At 71.7% G+C, this 15193-nt stretch carries 13 protein-coding genes and 1 riboswitch; of the genes, 11 read left to right on the top strand and 2 right to left on the bottom strand.

Annotated elements, in window-relative coordinates; translation table 11 throughout:
• Positions 1–68: 68 nt before the first annotated feature.
• The 4 genes from ACN28G_RS23420 to ACN28G_RS23405 are packed head-to-tail and all read left to right on the top strand — an operon-like array spanning position 69 to position 3715.
• Positions 69–614: a hypothetical protein gene (locus ACN28G_RS23420; RefSeq protein ID WP_229688441.1), complete on the top strand. Its 546-nt coding sequence runs from the start codon at positions 69–71 to the stop codon at positions 612–614.
• Positions 611–1747 (top strand): peptidoglycan-binding protein, encoded by a 1137-nt coding sequence (locus ACN28G_RS23415; protein ID WP_091444714.1) that lies wholly within the window; start codon positions 611–613, stop codon positions 1745–1747. The genes ACN28G_RS23420 and ACN28G_RS23415 overlap by 4 nt, the downstream gene beginning before the upstream one ends.
• Positions 1748–1775: 28 nt before the next feature.
• Positions 1776–2462, top strand: coding sequence for an ABC transporter ATP-binding protein (locus ACN28G_RS23410; RefSeq protein WP_217628955.1), 687 nt, complete (start codon positions 1776–1778; stop codon positions 2460–2462).
• Positions 2459–3715, top strand: coding sequence for an ABC transporter permease (locus tag ACN28G_RS23405; RefSeq protein WP_091444711.1), 1257 nt, complete (start codon positions 2459–2461; stop codon positions 3713–3715). The genes ACN28G_RS23410 and ACN28G_RS23405 overlap by 4 nt, the downstream gene beginning before the upstream one ends.
• Before the next feature lie 169 nt (positions 3716–3884).
• Here ACN28G_RS23405 and ACN28G_RS23400 read toward each other — a convergent pair whose 3' ends face one another.
• Positions 3885–4343 (bottom strand): hypothetical protein, encoded by a 459-nt coding sequence (locus tag ACN28G_RS23400; RefSeq protein WP_091444708.1) that lies wholly within the window; start codon positions 4341–4343, stop codon positions 3885–3887.
• Between the two features lie 137 nt (positions 4344–4480).
• On the opposite strand from ACN28G_RS23400, the gene ACN28G_RS23395 reads away from it, so the two are divergent.
• The 4 genes from ACN28G_RS23395 to paaN all read left to right on the top strand — a co-directional run bounded on the left by ACN28G_RS23395 (position 4481) and on the right by paaN (position 9922).
• Positions 4481–5017 carry a hypothetical protein gene (locus ACN28G_RS23395; protein ID WP_421480331.1) on the top strand — a complete coding sequence of 179 codons (537 nt, stop codon included), beginning with the start codon at positions 4481–4483 and terminating at the stop codon, positions 5015–5017.
• 188 nt (positions 5018–5205) lie between these two features.
• A riboswitch (SAM riboswitch) is annotated at positions 5206–5340 on the top strand.
• A 12-nt stretch (positions 5341–5352) separates the two neighbouring features.
• Positions 5353–6639, top strand: a complete 1287-nt coding sequence (gene thrC, locus ACN28G_RS23390; RefSeq protein WP_091444701.1) for a threonine synthase — start codon at positions 5353–5355, stop codon at positions 6637–6639.
• Between the two features lie 273 nt (positions 6640–6912).
• Positions 6913–7929 (top strand): GNAT family N-acetyltransferase, encoded by a 1017-nt coding sequence (locus ACN28G_RS23385; protein ID WP_091444697.1) that lies wholly within the window; start codon positions 6913–6915, stop codon positions 7927–7929.
• 319 nt (positions 7930–8248) lie between these two features.
• Entirely contained in the window at positions 8249–9922 is a 1674-nt protein-coding gene (gene paaN / locus ACN28G_RS23380) for a phenylacetic acid degradation protein PaaN (RefSeq protein WP_175440667.1), read from the top strand.
• 298 nt (positions 9923–10220) lie between these two features.
• On the opposite strand, the gene ACN28G_RS23375 is transcribed toward paaN, so the two are convergent.
• Entirely contained in the window at positions 10221–10817 is a 597-nt protein-coding gene (locus ACN28G_RS23375) for a GNAT family N-acetyltransferase (protein ID WP_091444690.1), read from the bottom strand.
• Between the two features lie 225 nt (positions 10818–11042).
• Between ACN28G_RS23375 and ACN28G_RS23370 the strand changes: the two genes are divergently transcribed.
• From ACN28G_RS23370 to groL, 3 genes are all read left to right on the top strand, one after another.
• Complete coding sequence (locus tag ACN28G_RS23370) at positions 11043–11246, top strand: cold-shock protein (RefSeq protein WP_007073263.1); 204 nt, start codon at positions 11043–11045, stop codon at positions 11244–11246.
• Between the two features lie 1132 nt (positions 11247–12378).
• Entirely contained in the window at positions 12379–13131 is a 753-nt protein-coding gene (locus ACN28G_RS23365; RefSeq protein ID WP_091444687.1) for a hypothetical protein, read from the top strand.
• A gap of 339 nt (positions 13132–13470) precedes the next feature.
• A complete protein-coding gene (groL, locus tag ACN28G_RS23360) occupies positions 13471–15093 on the top strand; it encodes a chaperonin GroEL (protein ID WP_091444684.1) in 1623 nt (540 codons plus the stop codon).
• The last annotated feature ends 100 nt before the right edge of the window (positions 15094–15193 follow it).

The following is a 15193-nucleotide window of genomic DNA, read 5'->3' as shown; positions in this document are numbered from 1 at the left end:
ATACAGCCCGAGGAGTTGAGTTGTCCCCCAGTGCCGGTTCTCTGCCGGCGGGAAGGGAGTGACGATCGATGCGACGACATCCGTGGGGCCTGTTCCTGGCCCTGCCCGTGGTGGCGGTCCTGGCCCTGGCCGGCTGTCAGGCCGACGACTCCGGCGACTCCGGGGTGGCCACCGCAGGTGGTGGTGGCGGTGCGCAGCCTTCGCCCTCCGCCGCCGCGATGAGCGACGACGAGCGTGGGCTCAAGTTCGCCGCGTGTCTGCGGGAGCAGGGGCTCGACGTGCCGGACCCGCAGCCGGGGCAGAACGGGCCACGGTTCAACTCCGGGGCGGAGGTGGACCGGAGCAAGATGCAGGCGGCTTTCGAGCAGTGCCGCGAGTTCGCCCCCAACGGCGGGCAGCCCCGGGAACTCGACGCCAGCCAGGTCGAGCAGGTCCGCAAGCTGGCCAAGTGCATGCGGGAGAACGGCGTACCGAACTTCCCGGACCCGGCCCCCGACGGGCGCATGCAGCCCGGCCCGGCCGGCATCGAGTTCAACGACCCCGCGGTGCGGGCCGCGTTCGACAAGTGCCAGGAGACCGTACCCAACTTCGGTGGCCGTCGGGGGGCGTCATGAGCACCGCGCCCCGACCCGTCGAGGTGGCCGCCGCCGAACCCGACGGGGCACCGTCCCGACGCCGCCGACGACCCGCGCTCCTGGCCGGCGCGGTGGCGGTGCTCGTCGTGGCGACCGCCGGGACGGCGGTCGCCTTCGCCACCGACGGCCAGGCCGACCGGGCGGCGTCGGTCGACCGGCGGCCACCGTCGAGCACCCAGGTCACCCGGCAGAGCCTGGTGGACCGGGAGACCAAGAACGGCGAGCTGGGGTACGGCACCCCGCGCGCCAGGGACAGCCGGCTGAGCGGGACGGTCACCTGGCTGGCCCGGGGTGGCGCGACGGTCAAGCGGGGCAAGGCCCTCTACCGGGTCGACGACGAACCGGTGGTGCTGCTCTACGGCGGTCTGCCGGCGTACCGGACGCTGCGTTCCGGGGTGAGCGGTAACGACGTCAAGCAGTTCGAGCGGAACCTCGCCGCGCTCGGGTACACCGGCTTCACCGTCGACGAGGACTTCACCTCGGCGACCGCCGCCGCCGTCCGGGAGTGGCAGGAGGACCTGGGCCTGCCGGAGACCGGCCAGGTCGACCCGGCCCGGATCGTCTACGCCCCGGGCGAGGTACGGGTGGAGAGCCACGGCGTCGAGGTGGGCGACACGGTCGGCGCGGGCAAGGTGGTCCTCTCGACCACCGGCACCGCCCGGCAGGTCACCTGCACTCTCGACGTCGAGGACCAGCGGCTGGCCGTCAAGGGCGCGAAGGTGACCGTCACCCTGCCCGACGGCACCCGGAGCACCGGAAAGGTCGACACGGTCGAGACGGTGGTGCAGACCTCGGCGGCATCGACCGGCCAGGACGCGCAGACCGAGACCAAGATCGAGGTCACCGTTACCGGGGACGACCCGAAGGTGCTGGCCGGTTACGACAAGGCGGCCGTGGACGTCGGCTTCGTCGCCTCGGAACGCGCCGACGTGCTCACCGTGCCGGTCGCGGCGCTGCTCACCCTCGCCGAGGGCGGGTACGGACTGGAGGTGGTCGAGGAGACCGGCACCCGGATCGTCGCGGTGCGGACCGGGCTCTTCGCGGACGGCCGGGTGGAGGTCTCCGGTGAGGAGGTCACCGAGGGGCTGACCGTGGGGATGCCCGGTGACTGAGCCACCCCTGACCGCCCCACCCGACCGCGTGGTCGAACTGCGTGACGTGACGAAACGATACGGCGACACGGTCGCTGCCCTCGGCGGGGTGTCGATGACCATCGACCGGGGCGCCCTGGTGGCCATCGTCGGCCCGTCCGGGTCGGGGAAGTCCACCATGCTCAACGTGATCGGCACGCTGGACCGGCCCAGCTCGGGCGCGGTCCACATCGACGGGTACGACGCCGCCCGGTTGTCCGACCGGGAGCTGTCCGCCCTGCGGGCCAGCCGGATCGGCTTCGTGTTCCAGCAGTTCCACCTGGCTGCCGGCGTACCGCTGGTGGAGAACGTGGCGGACGGCCTGCTCTATGCCGGGGTGGCCCGGCGGGAGCGGCGGCGGCGGGCGGAGGTCGCGTTGCGGCGGGTCGGCCTGGGACACCGGCTGGACCACCGGCCGCACCAGCTCTCCGGCGGTGAGCGGCAGCGGGCGGCGATCGCGCGGGCGGTGGTCGGCGAACCGCCGCTGCTGCTGGCCGACGAGCCGACCGGCAACCTCGACTCCAGCTCGGGTGCGGGGGTGATGGAGCTGCTGCACGAGCTGCACGCGGCCGGCACCACCGTGGTGGTCATCACCCACGACCGGGAGATCGCGGCGAGCCTGCCCCGGCAGGTGCAGATGCGCGACGGGTTGATCGTGGTCGACTCCGCGGCCCCGACCGAGGGGGTACCGCGATGACCACGACACCGCTGCGGCCGACCGGCTCGGCGCGGCGGGCCGGTGCCGCGCGGCCGGAGCGGCTGCGGCCGGCCCGGCTGAGCCCACGGGACGTGCTGCGGGTCGGTGGGGTGGGGCTGCGTACCCGGCCGTTGCGGGCGTTCCTGTCCGCCCTGGGCATCGCCATCGGCATCGCGGCGATGATCAGCGTGGTCGGCATCTCCTCGTCGTCCCGGGCCGACCTGGACCGGACGCTGGCCGCCCTCGGCACCAACCTGCTCACCGTCGCCCCGGGCAGCACCCTGTTCGGTGCCGACGCCCAGTTGCCCGTCGAGGCGGCCGGCATGATCAGCCGGATCGGCCCGGTACGCCAGGTGTCGGCCACCGCCCAGCTCGGCGACACCCCGGTCTACCGGTCGGACCGGATTCCGGCGGCGGAGACCGGCGGGCTGGGCACCCAGGCGGTCGAGCTGGACCTGCTCGACACCGTCGGCGGCGCGCTGGAGAGCGGGACCTGGCTCAACGAGGCCACCGCGCAATACCCGGCCACGGTCCTCGGGTCGGTGGCCGCCGAGCGGCTCGGGCTCGGCGCGGCCGGGCCGGACACCCAGGTCTACCTGCACGGGCGGTCGTTCACCGTGATCGGCATCCTGCGGCCGGTCCCACTCGCCCCGGAACTCGACTCGTCGGCGCTGGTCGGCTGGTCGGCCGCGACCACCTACCTCGGCCTGGACGGGCACCCGACCCGGATCTACACCCGCTCGGCCGAGCAGCACGTCGAGGCGGTCCGGGCGGTGCTGGCGGCGACGGCCAACCCGGAGCAGTCCAACGAGATCCAGGTCTCCCGGCCGTCCGACGCGCTCGCCGCCCAGCAGGCCACCGACGAGGCGTTCACCGGCCTGCTGCTCGGGCTCGGCGCGGTGGCGTTGCTGGTCGGCGGGGTGGGGGTGGCCAACACCATGGTCATCTCGGTGATCGAGCGGCGGGCCGAGATCGGGCTGCGCCGGTCGCTGGGCGCCACCCGGGGGCAGATCCGGACCCAGTTCCTCGCCGAGTCGCTGCTGCTGTCCGCCCTGGGCGGGGTGGGCGGGGTGCTGCTCGGTGGCCTGGTCACCGCCGGCTACGCCAGCTCGCAGGGGTGGCCGACGGTGGTACCGCTCTGGGTGGTGGCCGGCGGCATCGGGGCGACCATCGCGATCGGCGCGCTGGCCGGGCTCTACCCGGCGATCCGGGCCAGCCGGCTCTCGCCCACCGAGGCCCTCGCCACCCCGTGACCACCCGGGCCCGACCGGCGCGGAGACGGGTGAGCCGGATGGCGCGCGGTCGGGCCCGGCGGCCGGTGGGACCTTCACCGGCCGCCGGGCCACGGCGGATCATCGCCGACATCAGAAGACGTCCGGTGCCCAGTGCCCAGCGCCCGCCGACGGGGCGGTGGGGCGGCGGTCAGCTGCAGACCCGCCACTGGTCGCCCTCGTGGACCAGTTGGAAGACCTCGGCCGGGCCGTTGTCCGAGACCACGTGCACCTCTGCCCGGGAGCGGCCGTTGCTGGTGCGTACCGTGGTGTTGGTGATCCGGTCGGCACCGCGCGGTGGCTCGGCGGCCCGCTCCCGGGTGAACTCCTCCTCGGTCGTGCGGTTGCGCAGGAGCTCGCAGAGCCGGTCGTAGGCGGCCGGGTAGTTGCCGGCGCGCACGTCCGCCAGGTAGCCGGTCAGGGCGTCGCGGGGGCCGGCGGTGGCGTCCTGCACCGTGCGGTAGAGCCAGAATCCGCCGCCGGCCAGTCCGCCGCAGCAGCAGAGCAGGGTGGCCAGGGCGGCGACCACGATCAGGAGCTTGGCGGTGCGGCCGAGCCCGGCGGCCTTCGGCGGGCCTCCGGGCGTGCCGGGCGGGGGAGGGTAGGTCACCTCGTCAGCCTAGAAAGGCCAGGCCAACCGAAGTGCGGCTGGTACGGGCCACCCGCCCGGAATGTTGCCCGGTCAGTTGAACCATGGGCGACAGTCGACGTAGTAGGACCAAACCGCTACGAGTTGGGAGAAGGCCGATGGCAGACGAGGACCCCACCACCCGCGCCGTGAACCGGATGGTTGCAAACCTGGACCCAGCGACCAAGGTTGCCCTGCAGACCTCGATGACGCTGGACGGTGCCCTGATGATCACCCAGCAGCGGGATGTGATCGAGGCTCTTGACCGGCTGGAGCGCGCCGACCGCAGTCTGGCCGGGCCCGCCGGACAGTTGGCACTGACGGACGCCCAGATCGAACGGGTCAATGCTCGCTTTGCCCTCAACTCGACAGTGGCGAAGCACATCGACACTCCTCGACCAATCGGGTACGTCGCGCAGGCGACAGCACAGATCCGTGAAGAGACGGACAGGTACTTCGCCCAGCAGCAGTCCTCTGGTCGGCAGTCGGTTCCGGGGCCATCGGCCGGGCCTGCGTCGCAGCAGCAGATGATTGCCTTCGTGGCGGGCTACCGAGACCCGCAGGCCCCGACCACCGCCGCCGCCCCGGGTCTCATGGGACCGCCACCGCGGCCCGGCAGTAACCAGGCGCAGCCCCAGGGGCGGGGATTGAAGTAGGACGCATCACGGGCTGGGGCGCTGTTCGTGCAGGTTGTGGACCGGTGGGATCCGGCTCTCACTTCGAGTCGCCGTGTTGACACCGTACGTGTGGACATGATCGGCTCGGTCGAGCGGCGCTGCTCACCCGGTGGGACCTCGGGTGGCGGTTGCCCCACCCCGTCGTAAACTCGGGGGCACAACTGAATACCTCATCCAGAGGGGCTGAGGGATACGGCCCGACGACGCCCCGGCAACCACCCGCACGCTCGACGACGAGTCGGATCGCGGGCAGGTGCCAATTCCGTCCCCGCCGCAGGGTGCGATGCGGGGAAAGATGAGAGGACTTCCTCGACATGACGTCGACCCTCGCCACCTCCGGCCTCGACACCACCAACAGCCCCGCCCGCGCCCTGGTCTGTCGGGCCTGTCAGGCGCGTTACCCGTTGGCCGCCCAGCACGCCTGTTACGAGTGTTTCGGGCCGCTGGAGGTCGACTACGACGCCGCCGCGCTGGCCGCCGTCACCCGGGAGCAGATCGAGGCCGGCCCGCAGAACATCTGGCGGTACGCCGCACTCCTGCCCGCCGGGCAGGACCCGGCCACCCGGGTCAGTCTGGACCCGGGCCTGACCCCGCTGGTCGCCGCCGGTAACCTCGCCGCCGAGTTGGGCATCACCGCGCCGCTCTGGGTCAAGGACGACAGCGCCAACCCGACCCACTCGTTCAAGGACCGGGTGGTCTCGGTCGCGTTGACCGCCGCCCGTCAGCTCGGCTTCACCCGGTTCGCCTGTGCCTCGACCGGCAACCTGGCCAACTCGGTCGCCGCCCACGCGGCCCGCGCCGGGGTCCCCTCGGTCGTCTTCATCCCTGGCGACCTGGAGCCCGGCAAGATCGTCACCACCGCCGTGTACGGGGGCGAGCTGGTCGCCATCGACGGCTCGTACGACGACGTGAACCGGCTCTGCGGCGAGCTGGTGGAGACCGACGAGTTCGAGGACACCGCCTTCGTCAACGTCAATGTCCGGCCGTACTACGCCGAGGGCTCCAAGACCCTCGGGTACGAGGTGGCCGAGCAGCTCGGCTGGCGGATCCCGGCCCAGGTGGTCATCCCGATGGCCTCCGGTGAGCTGCTCACCAAGGTCGACAAGGCGTTCAGCGAGCTGGTCGAGATCGGCCTGGTCGAGGCGCCGGCCGGCGGCTGGAAGGTCTTCGGCGCCCAGTCGGCCGGCTGCAACCCGATCGCCACCGCCCTGCACGGCGAGACCGACACCATCGTGCCGGTCAAGCCGACCGGCATCGCCAAGTCGCTCAACATCGGCGACCCGGCCGCCGGCCTCTACGCCCTGGAGGCGGTCCGCCGCACCGGCGGCTGGATGGAGTACGTCGACGACGACGAGATCCGCGAGGGCATCCGGCTGCTGGCCCGTACCACCGGGGTCTTCGCCGAGACGGCCGGCGGGGTGACCGTCGCGGTGCTGCGCAAGCTGGTGGAGTCCGGTCGGCTCGACCCGACGGCGGAGACCGTGGTCTTCAACACCGGCGAGGGGCTGAAGACCATCGACGCGGTCGCCGGTCAGGTCGGCCCGACCCACCGGATCAAGCCGTCGCTGCGTGCTGCCCGGGATGCCGGCCTGCTCGGCTGAGCGGGGCCGGCCCCGGCCGGTCCGAAGATCCGGCTGTTCCGGCGGGTAACCGACTTTTTGCCCTCCGTACGGGAAACCAGTCTCCGAGGACTTGACGGCAGGAACCAGGCGGCGCAAAATGCTCGGTGCGGGAGGGCGTTTCGCCGAAGACTTTTGAAGCTCTTACGACCCAACGCCGGAGGCGTTGTGCGATCGTCCCTCCCGACCAACCTCCTTCGGGCCAGCGAGAAATTCGCTGGCCCGAAGTCGTTCCGGGCCGCACCCTCGACAGCCATGAGCATCGCCATCACCCCCATCGAAGCCCACGACCAGGCCACGATCGACGAGGCGTACCGGATCGGGGTCGCCGCCGGCGACGCGGACCTGCCGGACCTGCCCGTCGTGCGCCGACGCTTCGAGGGTGCCCTGCGACATCCGATGCCCGGTAACCTTCCGGTCTGGGCGCTGGCCCGGCTGGACGGGGTACCGGCCGGTTACTACGCCGTCGAGCTGCCGCAGCTGGACAACACCGACAACGCCACCATCGACCTGGTCGTGCACCCGGCGTACCGACGTCGTGGGGTGGGGCGCGCCCTGCACGCGCACGCCCTGGGCCTGCTGCGGGAGCGGGGCCGGAAACGGCTGGTCGGCATGGCCGTCGACGCCCTACCCGGTGGCCCGTCCCGGTCGCCGGCCGGCAGCGCCTTCGCCGCCTCGACCGGTGCGGCCCCGGTCCTGGTCGAGGCGCGTCGCCGGCTCGACGTCACCACGGTGGAGCAGGCGGCGCTGGACGCCGCCCTGGCCGAGGCCTGGACCCGGGCCGACGGCTACCGCCTGGTCGGCTGGCGGCAGAACACCCCCGAGGAGTACGTCGCCGACATCGCCTACCTCGACGGGCGGCTGATGATGGACGCCCCGCTCGGGGACCTGGAGTGGGAGCCGGAGGCGGTGGACGCCGAACGGGTCCGGGGCGCCGAACGGGCGCTGGACGCCCGGGGTCGCCGCCGCTACCACCAGGGCGTCGTCCACGTCGCCAGCGGCCGGGTGGTCGCCTGGACGCTGCTGGATGTCGACCCGGACGCGTCGTGGCACGCCTTCCAGCAGATCACCCTCGTCGACCCGGCCCACCGTGGCCACCGGCTCGGGCTGATCGTCAAGATCGAGAATCTGCGGTACGCCATGACCCACGAGCCGCAGCTGCGCGTGGTCGACACCTGGAACGCGACTACCAACCAGCACATGATCGCCATCAACGAACAGCTCGGCTACCGCCCCGTCGACAACTGGACCGACTGGCAACTGACCCTCTGACCGCAGTTCCGCGCAGTATCGCGGCCTTGTCGTGCGGCGTGGCGGCCCTGCTGGTCCCGCGGCGTGGCGTCTTCTCGCGCGGCGTGGCGGTCTCGCCGGACGGCATGGCGGCCCTTTCCGCGCGGCGTGGCGGTCTCTTCGCGCGGCATGGCGGCCCTTTCCGCGCGGCGTGGCCGCCGGGGCTGGTCTCGCGCGAGAACGGCGCGCTGTCGGCACCTATGGGTGAGAAGGGTGCCCCGAGAATCCGCCCCATGCGTTAACAGGGGGCCCTTCCTTGCGGCCTTACCGTTGGGTGGAGGGCTCAGGCATGATGGCGGGCATGACGGAGACCCCGCATCCCCTGTACAGCAGGCACGCCGACACGCTCCAGCGGGCGCTGACCGCGATCACCGAGCGGGCGTACTGGTCTGCCTACCCCGAGTCACCCAGCCCCCGGGTGTACGGCGAGACCGCCGCCGCCGACGGCCACGCCGCCTTCGAGGCGTACCTGGATGGTGATTTTCCCCTCGACCAACCGGGCGGCGGCGAGCGGATCGCGACCGAGGCGAGCCCGTTCGGGCTGAAGCTCGGCGTGCGGTACCCGCACGCGTCGGTCGACGAGCTGGTCACCGCGGCCTCGGCGGCGCTGCCGGCCTGGCGCGACGCCGGCCCGCAGACCCGCGCGGGGGTCTGCCTGGAGATTCTCGACCGGCTGCACAAGCACGTCTTCGAGCTGGCCAACGCGGTGCAGTTCACCACCGGGCAGGCGTTCGTGATGGCCTTCCAGGCCGGTGGCGCGCACGCGCTGGACCGGGCGCTGGAGGCGGTCGCCTACGGGTACGCGGAGATGAGCCGGCACCCGCGCACGGCAGCCTGGGAGAAGGCCGCCGGCAAGGGTGACCCGCTGCGGATGACCAAGACGTTCCACGTGGTACCGCGTGGGGTGGCGCTGGTCATCGGCTGCAACACCTTCCCGACCTGGAACTCGTACCCGGGACTGTTCGCCTCGCTGGTCACCGGCAACCCGGTGGTCGTCAAGCCGCACCCGCGCGCGGTGCTGCCGCTGGCCATCACCGTGCGGTACGCCCGGGAGGTGCTCGCCGAGGCCGGCTTCGACCCCAACCTGGTGCTGCTCGCCCCGGAGGCCCCCGGCGAGAAGCTCGCCACCGACCTGGCCCTGCACCCGGCCGTGAAGATCGTCGACTTCACCGGCTCCAGCGAGTACGGCGACTGGCTGGAGGCGAACGCCCGGCAGGCGGCCGTCTACACCGAGAAGGCCGGGCTGAACGCGGTGGTGGTCGACTCCACCGACGACTTCGCCGGCATGTGTCGCAACCTCGGCTTCACGCTGAGCCTCTACAGCGGGCAGATGTGCACCACCTCGCAGAACATCCTGGTCCCGGCCGGCGGCATCGACACCGACCAGGGGCACAAGAGCTTCGACGAGGTGGCCGCCGGGATCGCCGCGGCGGTCGGCAAGATCACCGCTGATCCGGCCCGGGGGGTCGAGCTGACCGGGGCGATCGTCAACGACGGGGTACTGGAACGCCTCACCGAGGTGACCGGGGTCGGCGAGACCGTGCTGGCCTCGCGGACCGTCGAGCACCCCGCCTTCCCGGACGCGGTGGTCCGGACGCCCACCATCGTCAAGCTCACCGCCGAGGACACCGGCACGTACGGGCGGGAGTGGTTCGGGCCGATCTCGTTCGTCATCGCCACCGACTCGACCACGCACAGCCTGGAGATCCTGCGCACCACCGTCGGCGAGAAGGGCGCGCTGACCGCGGCGGTCTACTCCACCGACGAGGCGGTCCTCGACGCCGCCGAGGCGGTCGCGGTCGACGTCGGGGTACACCTGTCCGGCAACCTGACCGGCGGCGTCTTCGTCAACCAGTCGGCGGCGTTCTCCGACTTCCACGGCAGCGGCGCCAACCCGGCGGCCAACGCCGCGCTCACCGACGGCGCGTACGTGGCCAACCGCTTCCGCATCGTCCAGTCCCGCCGCCCCACCTGAGGTGTAAGGAAGGGCCCCCTATTAACGCTTCCGGTATAGAGGGGTGCCCTTCTCACCGTCCACCTGCCGGATTCGTGGCAGGTGGACGGTGCGGGCTTGGCAACGACGGCAGGGAACACGGCATCGCTCGGAAGCGATGCGGGTCCGGGACGATCGGCGACGTGGTGCTACCGGCGTACCGGGCACCCGGCACCGGTCGATCAAGGGGTGTCGCGCTGGCACCCGGGCTGGCGGCAAGGGTGGTGAGAAGGGGCACCCTCTCTACCGGAAGCGTTAATAGGGGGCCCTTCCTTACACCTCAGGCGGGGCGGCGGAGTTGCAGCTCGGTCAGGGCCGGGATCTTCGGGTGGGGCACCCGTACGCCGGTGTCGGTGAAGCCCAGCCGTTGGTAGGCCCGGAGCGCCCGGTCGTTGCCCACGACCACCTCCAGCATCAGGTCCGGCCGGCCACACGCCCGTGACCAGTCCGCCACCCGGTCCACCAGTTGCGCGAGCAGTCCGCTGCCCCGCCAGGCCGGGGTGACGTAGACGGCGTAGATCACCGTCACCTCGGGCTCGTCCGGCAGTGCGGTCCCGCCGGCGTGCCCGACGAGCCGGTTCCCGACGAGCCGGTTCCCGGTCCGGTTTCCGGTCGGCGCACCAGCGGGCCGAGGGGCCCGGGGTGGCGTGGGATCGGCGACGAACTGGGCCCACTCGCTGCCGGTCGAGCAGTACTCGACCCGCTCGGCGTACTCGGTGTGTGATCGGGCAGCCGCCTCGGCGAGGGTCTCCAGGAAGGCCAGGGGCGAGTCGGCGAGCATCTCCAACCGCAATGCCCGCATCCGGGCCGCGTCCTCGGGCCGTACCCGGCGGACGGTGGCTTCACGGGTGCCGGTGGCGGCCGGGAAGGTGGTCATCTGGGATCTATACCGCAACGATGCACACCGATGCGGGTCGGGTCGGTGATCGTAGTGATTTGCACCTTTTGCGGTCGTGCGCCAGCGTGATGGTTCGTGTACCGTGCGATTTCGATCGCCAGATTTCGTCGGTTCGCATCGATCGAAAAGGGGGCGATCCGGACGCTCGGCCGTGCCCGGCGTCCGCGAGGTTGTGGAGCGCCGCGCAGAGTGAGGAAGTGCACCGTGGCACAGGGCACCGTGAAGTGGTTCAACGCCGAGAAGGGCTACGGCTTCATCGCCGTCGACGGCGGACAGGACGTCTTCGTTCACTTCTCCGCCATCGAGATGGACGGCTACAAGGCGTTGGACGATGGCCAGCGGGTGGAGTTCGAGATCGCCCAGGGGCAGAAGGGGCCCCAGGCCGAGCGGGTACGGGTCGTCGCCTGACCGCCTCACTCCGACACCGCCCTCGGCCATCGGGGGCGGTGATTCCACCACACCGGTGATGCGGTTGTTGCGCGCGTTGTGGAGGATCATGAGCCGATCCAGCCGTCGTTGCTGAGGAGGCCCCATGACCGACCGATCGCGACCGGAGCACTTCGAGCCGGGGCGTGCCGCCGTGCCGGGGTCGCCGGGGCCGCAGTCGTCCGAGTCGCCGGACAGTTCGATTCCGCGGCCTCCGTTGGATCCGACTGCGGTCTGGCCGGGCTCGGACCCCTCCGCGCCCGACCCCGACCCGGGTGCGCCGGGCCGGTCCGGCTCGCGTCTGGATGCGCCGGGACAGGCCGGTGCGGACCCTGGCGGGCTGGATCGATCCGGTTCCGGGGCGGACGGTTCCGTCCCGGGCCCGCAGGGGTCGGGTCAGCCCGGCGCTGGTGCGCCGGCCGGGCCTGGAGCGGGCGCGTCGGGTCAGCCGGAGGCGGCAGCGTCGGGCCAGGCCGGGGCAGGGGCGGCAGGCCCGGGTCAGGCCGGGTCGAGGACTGGTGGGCCGGGCCAGCTCGGTCCGGGGGCGATGGCGCACGGACCGTCGGGGGCGGGGCAGTCCAGTCCGGAGCCGCCCGTACCGGGCCCCCCGGCCCACGTGGTCCCGCCGGCCGGGGGCTACCCACCCGGTACGCCGCCCGGTGCCGGTTCCCCCGCCGGCCAACCACCGTACGGGGGCAACCCGCCAGCACACCCCGGCCAGCCGTATCCCGGGCAGCAACACCCCGGCCAGCCGTACCCGGGTCAGTCCCACCCCGGGCAGTCCCACCCCGGGCAGTCCCACCCCGGGCAGTCCCACCCCGGGCAGTCCCACCCCGGGCAGTCCCACCCCGGGCAGTCCTACCCCGGGCAGGCGTACCCGGGGCACCCTTACCCGGGTCAGTCGTATCCCGGGCACCCTTACCCGGGTCAGCCGTATCCCGGGCAGCCCTATCCGGGTCAGCCGTACCCGGGTCAGCCCTACCCCGGGCAGGCCTATGCCGGGCCCGGGCAGCCCGGTGGGTGGGACCCGCGGGATCTGCTTGTCAACCCGCCCGGCGCGGGCCTGGGCGGCTGGTTCTCCCGGTGCGTCGGCGCGGTACGCCGGGGCTGGCCGGTGTTGCTGCCCCTGACGCTGCTCACCCAGGTGCTGCCGACGTTGATCATCTCGGTGGTGACGCTGCTGCTCGACCCGACGTTCGGGATCGAGGAGCCGGCGCCCGGTGCGTTGCCGGTGCTGCCCGACGGGTTCACCCGGGACATGGTGGTCTTCGGCATCACCCTGCTGGCCGCCACCGTGCTGGTGGGTCTGGTGCAGAGCATCGGCTGGGCGGCCGGTAGCTGGGTGATCGCCCGGCAGGCGGCCGGCGAACCGGTGGACTTCGCCACGGCCCTGCGCTACGGCCTGCGCCGGGCGTTGGGGCTGTGGGGCTGGACCCTGGTGCTGGGTCTGCTGATCCTGGTGGGAGTCTGCTTCTGCATTCTGCCCGGGATCTATCTGGCCGCCGCGTTGAGCCTGGCCGGGCCGGTCTACCTGTTCGAGCGGAGCAACCCGATCGGGCGGTCCTTCCGGATGTTCCACGACCGGTTCGGCATGATGCTCGGGCGGGTGGCACTGCTGGGGGCCGTGGTCTTCGGCATCGCCGTGCTTCTCGACCTGCTGGAGTCGGTGGGCATGCTGCCGTTCGGGGACGACCCGATGACCTCCCCGCAGCTGACCGTGGGCGCGATCGTGGTGGTCTCCCTTTCCGCGCTGCTGAGTCTGCCGGCCCACCTCATCCAGTTGGTCGGGCTGGTGGTGACCTACGCCGAGCAACGGATCCACGAGGCGCCGGTGAACAGCGCCCGACTGGCAGCCGAACTCGGCTGACCAGGAGCGGAATCCGCGCAGGTCAAGCGCCTGAAGTCCGGCTGGGCGAGGGCCCGGATCCGGTCTGATCGGCGGCATCGTGCTTGCACTCGGCAGGGGAGAGTGCTAAACAAGTCATTGGCACTCGCGTACGGTGAGTGCCAATGGTCGGGGCGGTAGGGCCACGGTCGTACGCCGTTGGAGACGGTACGCGGCACATGGCCGGTCGTCGCGGGCTATCCGGCCCGGCCGAAGGATGTCGCTGTCACTCGACGGCGACGTCCCAAGGTGCGTACACCAGGCGGCCCATCCGGGACTCACACTCGGGTGGCCCGTGAGTGTCCAGGAGGACAACGCCGTATGGCCAAGATGATCGCGTTCGACGAAGAGGCGCGCCGCGGCCTCGAGCGGGGCATGAACCAGCTCGCCGACGCCGTGAAGGTGACGCTCGGCCCGAAGGGCCGCAACGTCGTGCTCGAGAAGAAGTGGGGTGCCCCCACCATCACCAACGATGGTGTGAGCATCGCCAAGGAGATCGAGCTCGAGGACCCGTACGAGAAGATCGGCGCTGAGCTGGTCAAGGAGGTCGCCAAGAAGACCGACGACGTGGCCGGCGACGGCACGACGACGGCGACCGTCCTGGCCCAGGCCCTGGTCCGTGAGGGCCTGCGCAACGTGGCCGCCGGCGCCAACCCGATGGCCCTGAAGCGGGGCATCGAGGCCGCGGTCTCCAGCGTCTCGGAGGAGCTGTCCAAGCTCGCCAAGGACGTCGAGACCAAGGAGCAGATCGCCTCCACCGCCTCCATCTCCGCTGGTGACAGCAGCGTCGGCGAGATCATCGCCGAGGCGATGGACAAGGTCGGCAAGGAAGGCGTCATCACCGTCGAGGAGAGCAACACCTTCGGGCTTGAGCTTGAGCTCACCGAGGGCATGCGCTTCGACAAGGGCTACATCTCGGCCTACTTCATGACCGACCCGGAGCGTATGGAGGCCGTCTTCGACGACCCGTACATCCTGATCGCGAACAGCAAGATCTCGTCGGTGAAGGACCTGCTCCCGATCCTGGAGAAGGTCATGCAGTCGGGCAAGCCGCTGCTGATCATCGCCGAGGACCTGGAGGGCGAGGCCCTGGCCACCCTGGTGGTCAACAAGGTCCGGGGCACCTTCAAGTCGGTCGCCGTCAAGGCGCCGGGCTTCGGTGACCGCCGCAAGGCCATGCTGACCGACATCGCCATCCTCACCGGTGGCCAGGTCATCAGCGAGGAGGTCGGCCTCAAGCTCGACGCCGCCGGCATCGAGATGCTGGGCCGCGCCCGCAAGGTCGTGGTGACCAAGGACGAGACCACCATCGTCGACGGTGCCGGTGACGCCGACCAGATCCAGGGCCGGGTGAACCAGATCCGGGCCGAGATCGACAAGAGCGACTCGGACTACGACCGGGAGAAGCTGCAGGAGCGGCTGGCCAAGCTGGCCGGTGGCGTTGCGGTGATCAAGGTCGGCGCGGCCACCGAGGTCGAGCTGAAGGAGCGCAAGCACCGCATCGAGGACGCCGTTCGCAACGCGAAGGCCGCCGTCGAGGAGGGCATCGTCCCGGGTGGTGGCGTCGCGCTGGTGCAGGCCGGCAAGACCGCCTTCGACAAGCTGGACCTGGCCGGTGACGAGGCGACCGGTGCGCAGATCGTCAAGATCGCGCTGGACGCCCCGCTGCGGCAGATCGCCGTGAACGCCGGTCTGGAGGGTGGCGTGGTCGTCGAGCGCGTCCGCAACCTGGACGCCGGGCACGGCCTCAACGCCGCCAGCGGCGAGTACGTCGACCTGCTGGCCGCGGGCATCATCGACCCGGCCAAGGTGACCCGGTCGGCGCTGCAGAACGCCTCGTCGATCGCGGCGCTCTTCCTCACCACCGAGGCCGTCGTGGCGGACAAGCCGGAGAAGAACCCGGCCGCCCCGGCTGCTCCGGGTGGCGGGGAGATGGACTTCTGAGTCCAGCTCCACGAACGCCGGAAGGGGCGGGCCGCGTCAGCGGCCCGCCCCTTCCGCTGTCCAGCCCCCACACCGTCGCCCGCAGCCGGGCAGCCCCAGC

It is taken from the genome of Micromonospora sp. WMMA1923 (assembly GCF_049179195.1).
GTDB lineage: Bacteria > Actinomycetota > Actinomycetes > Mycobacteriales > Micromonosporaceae > Micromonospora > Micromonospora yangpuensis.
This window is presented reverse-complemented; position numbering and strand designations above follow the sequence as displayed.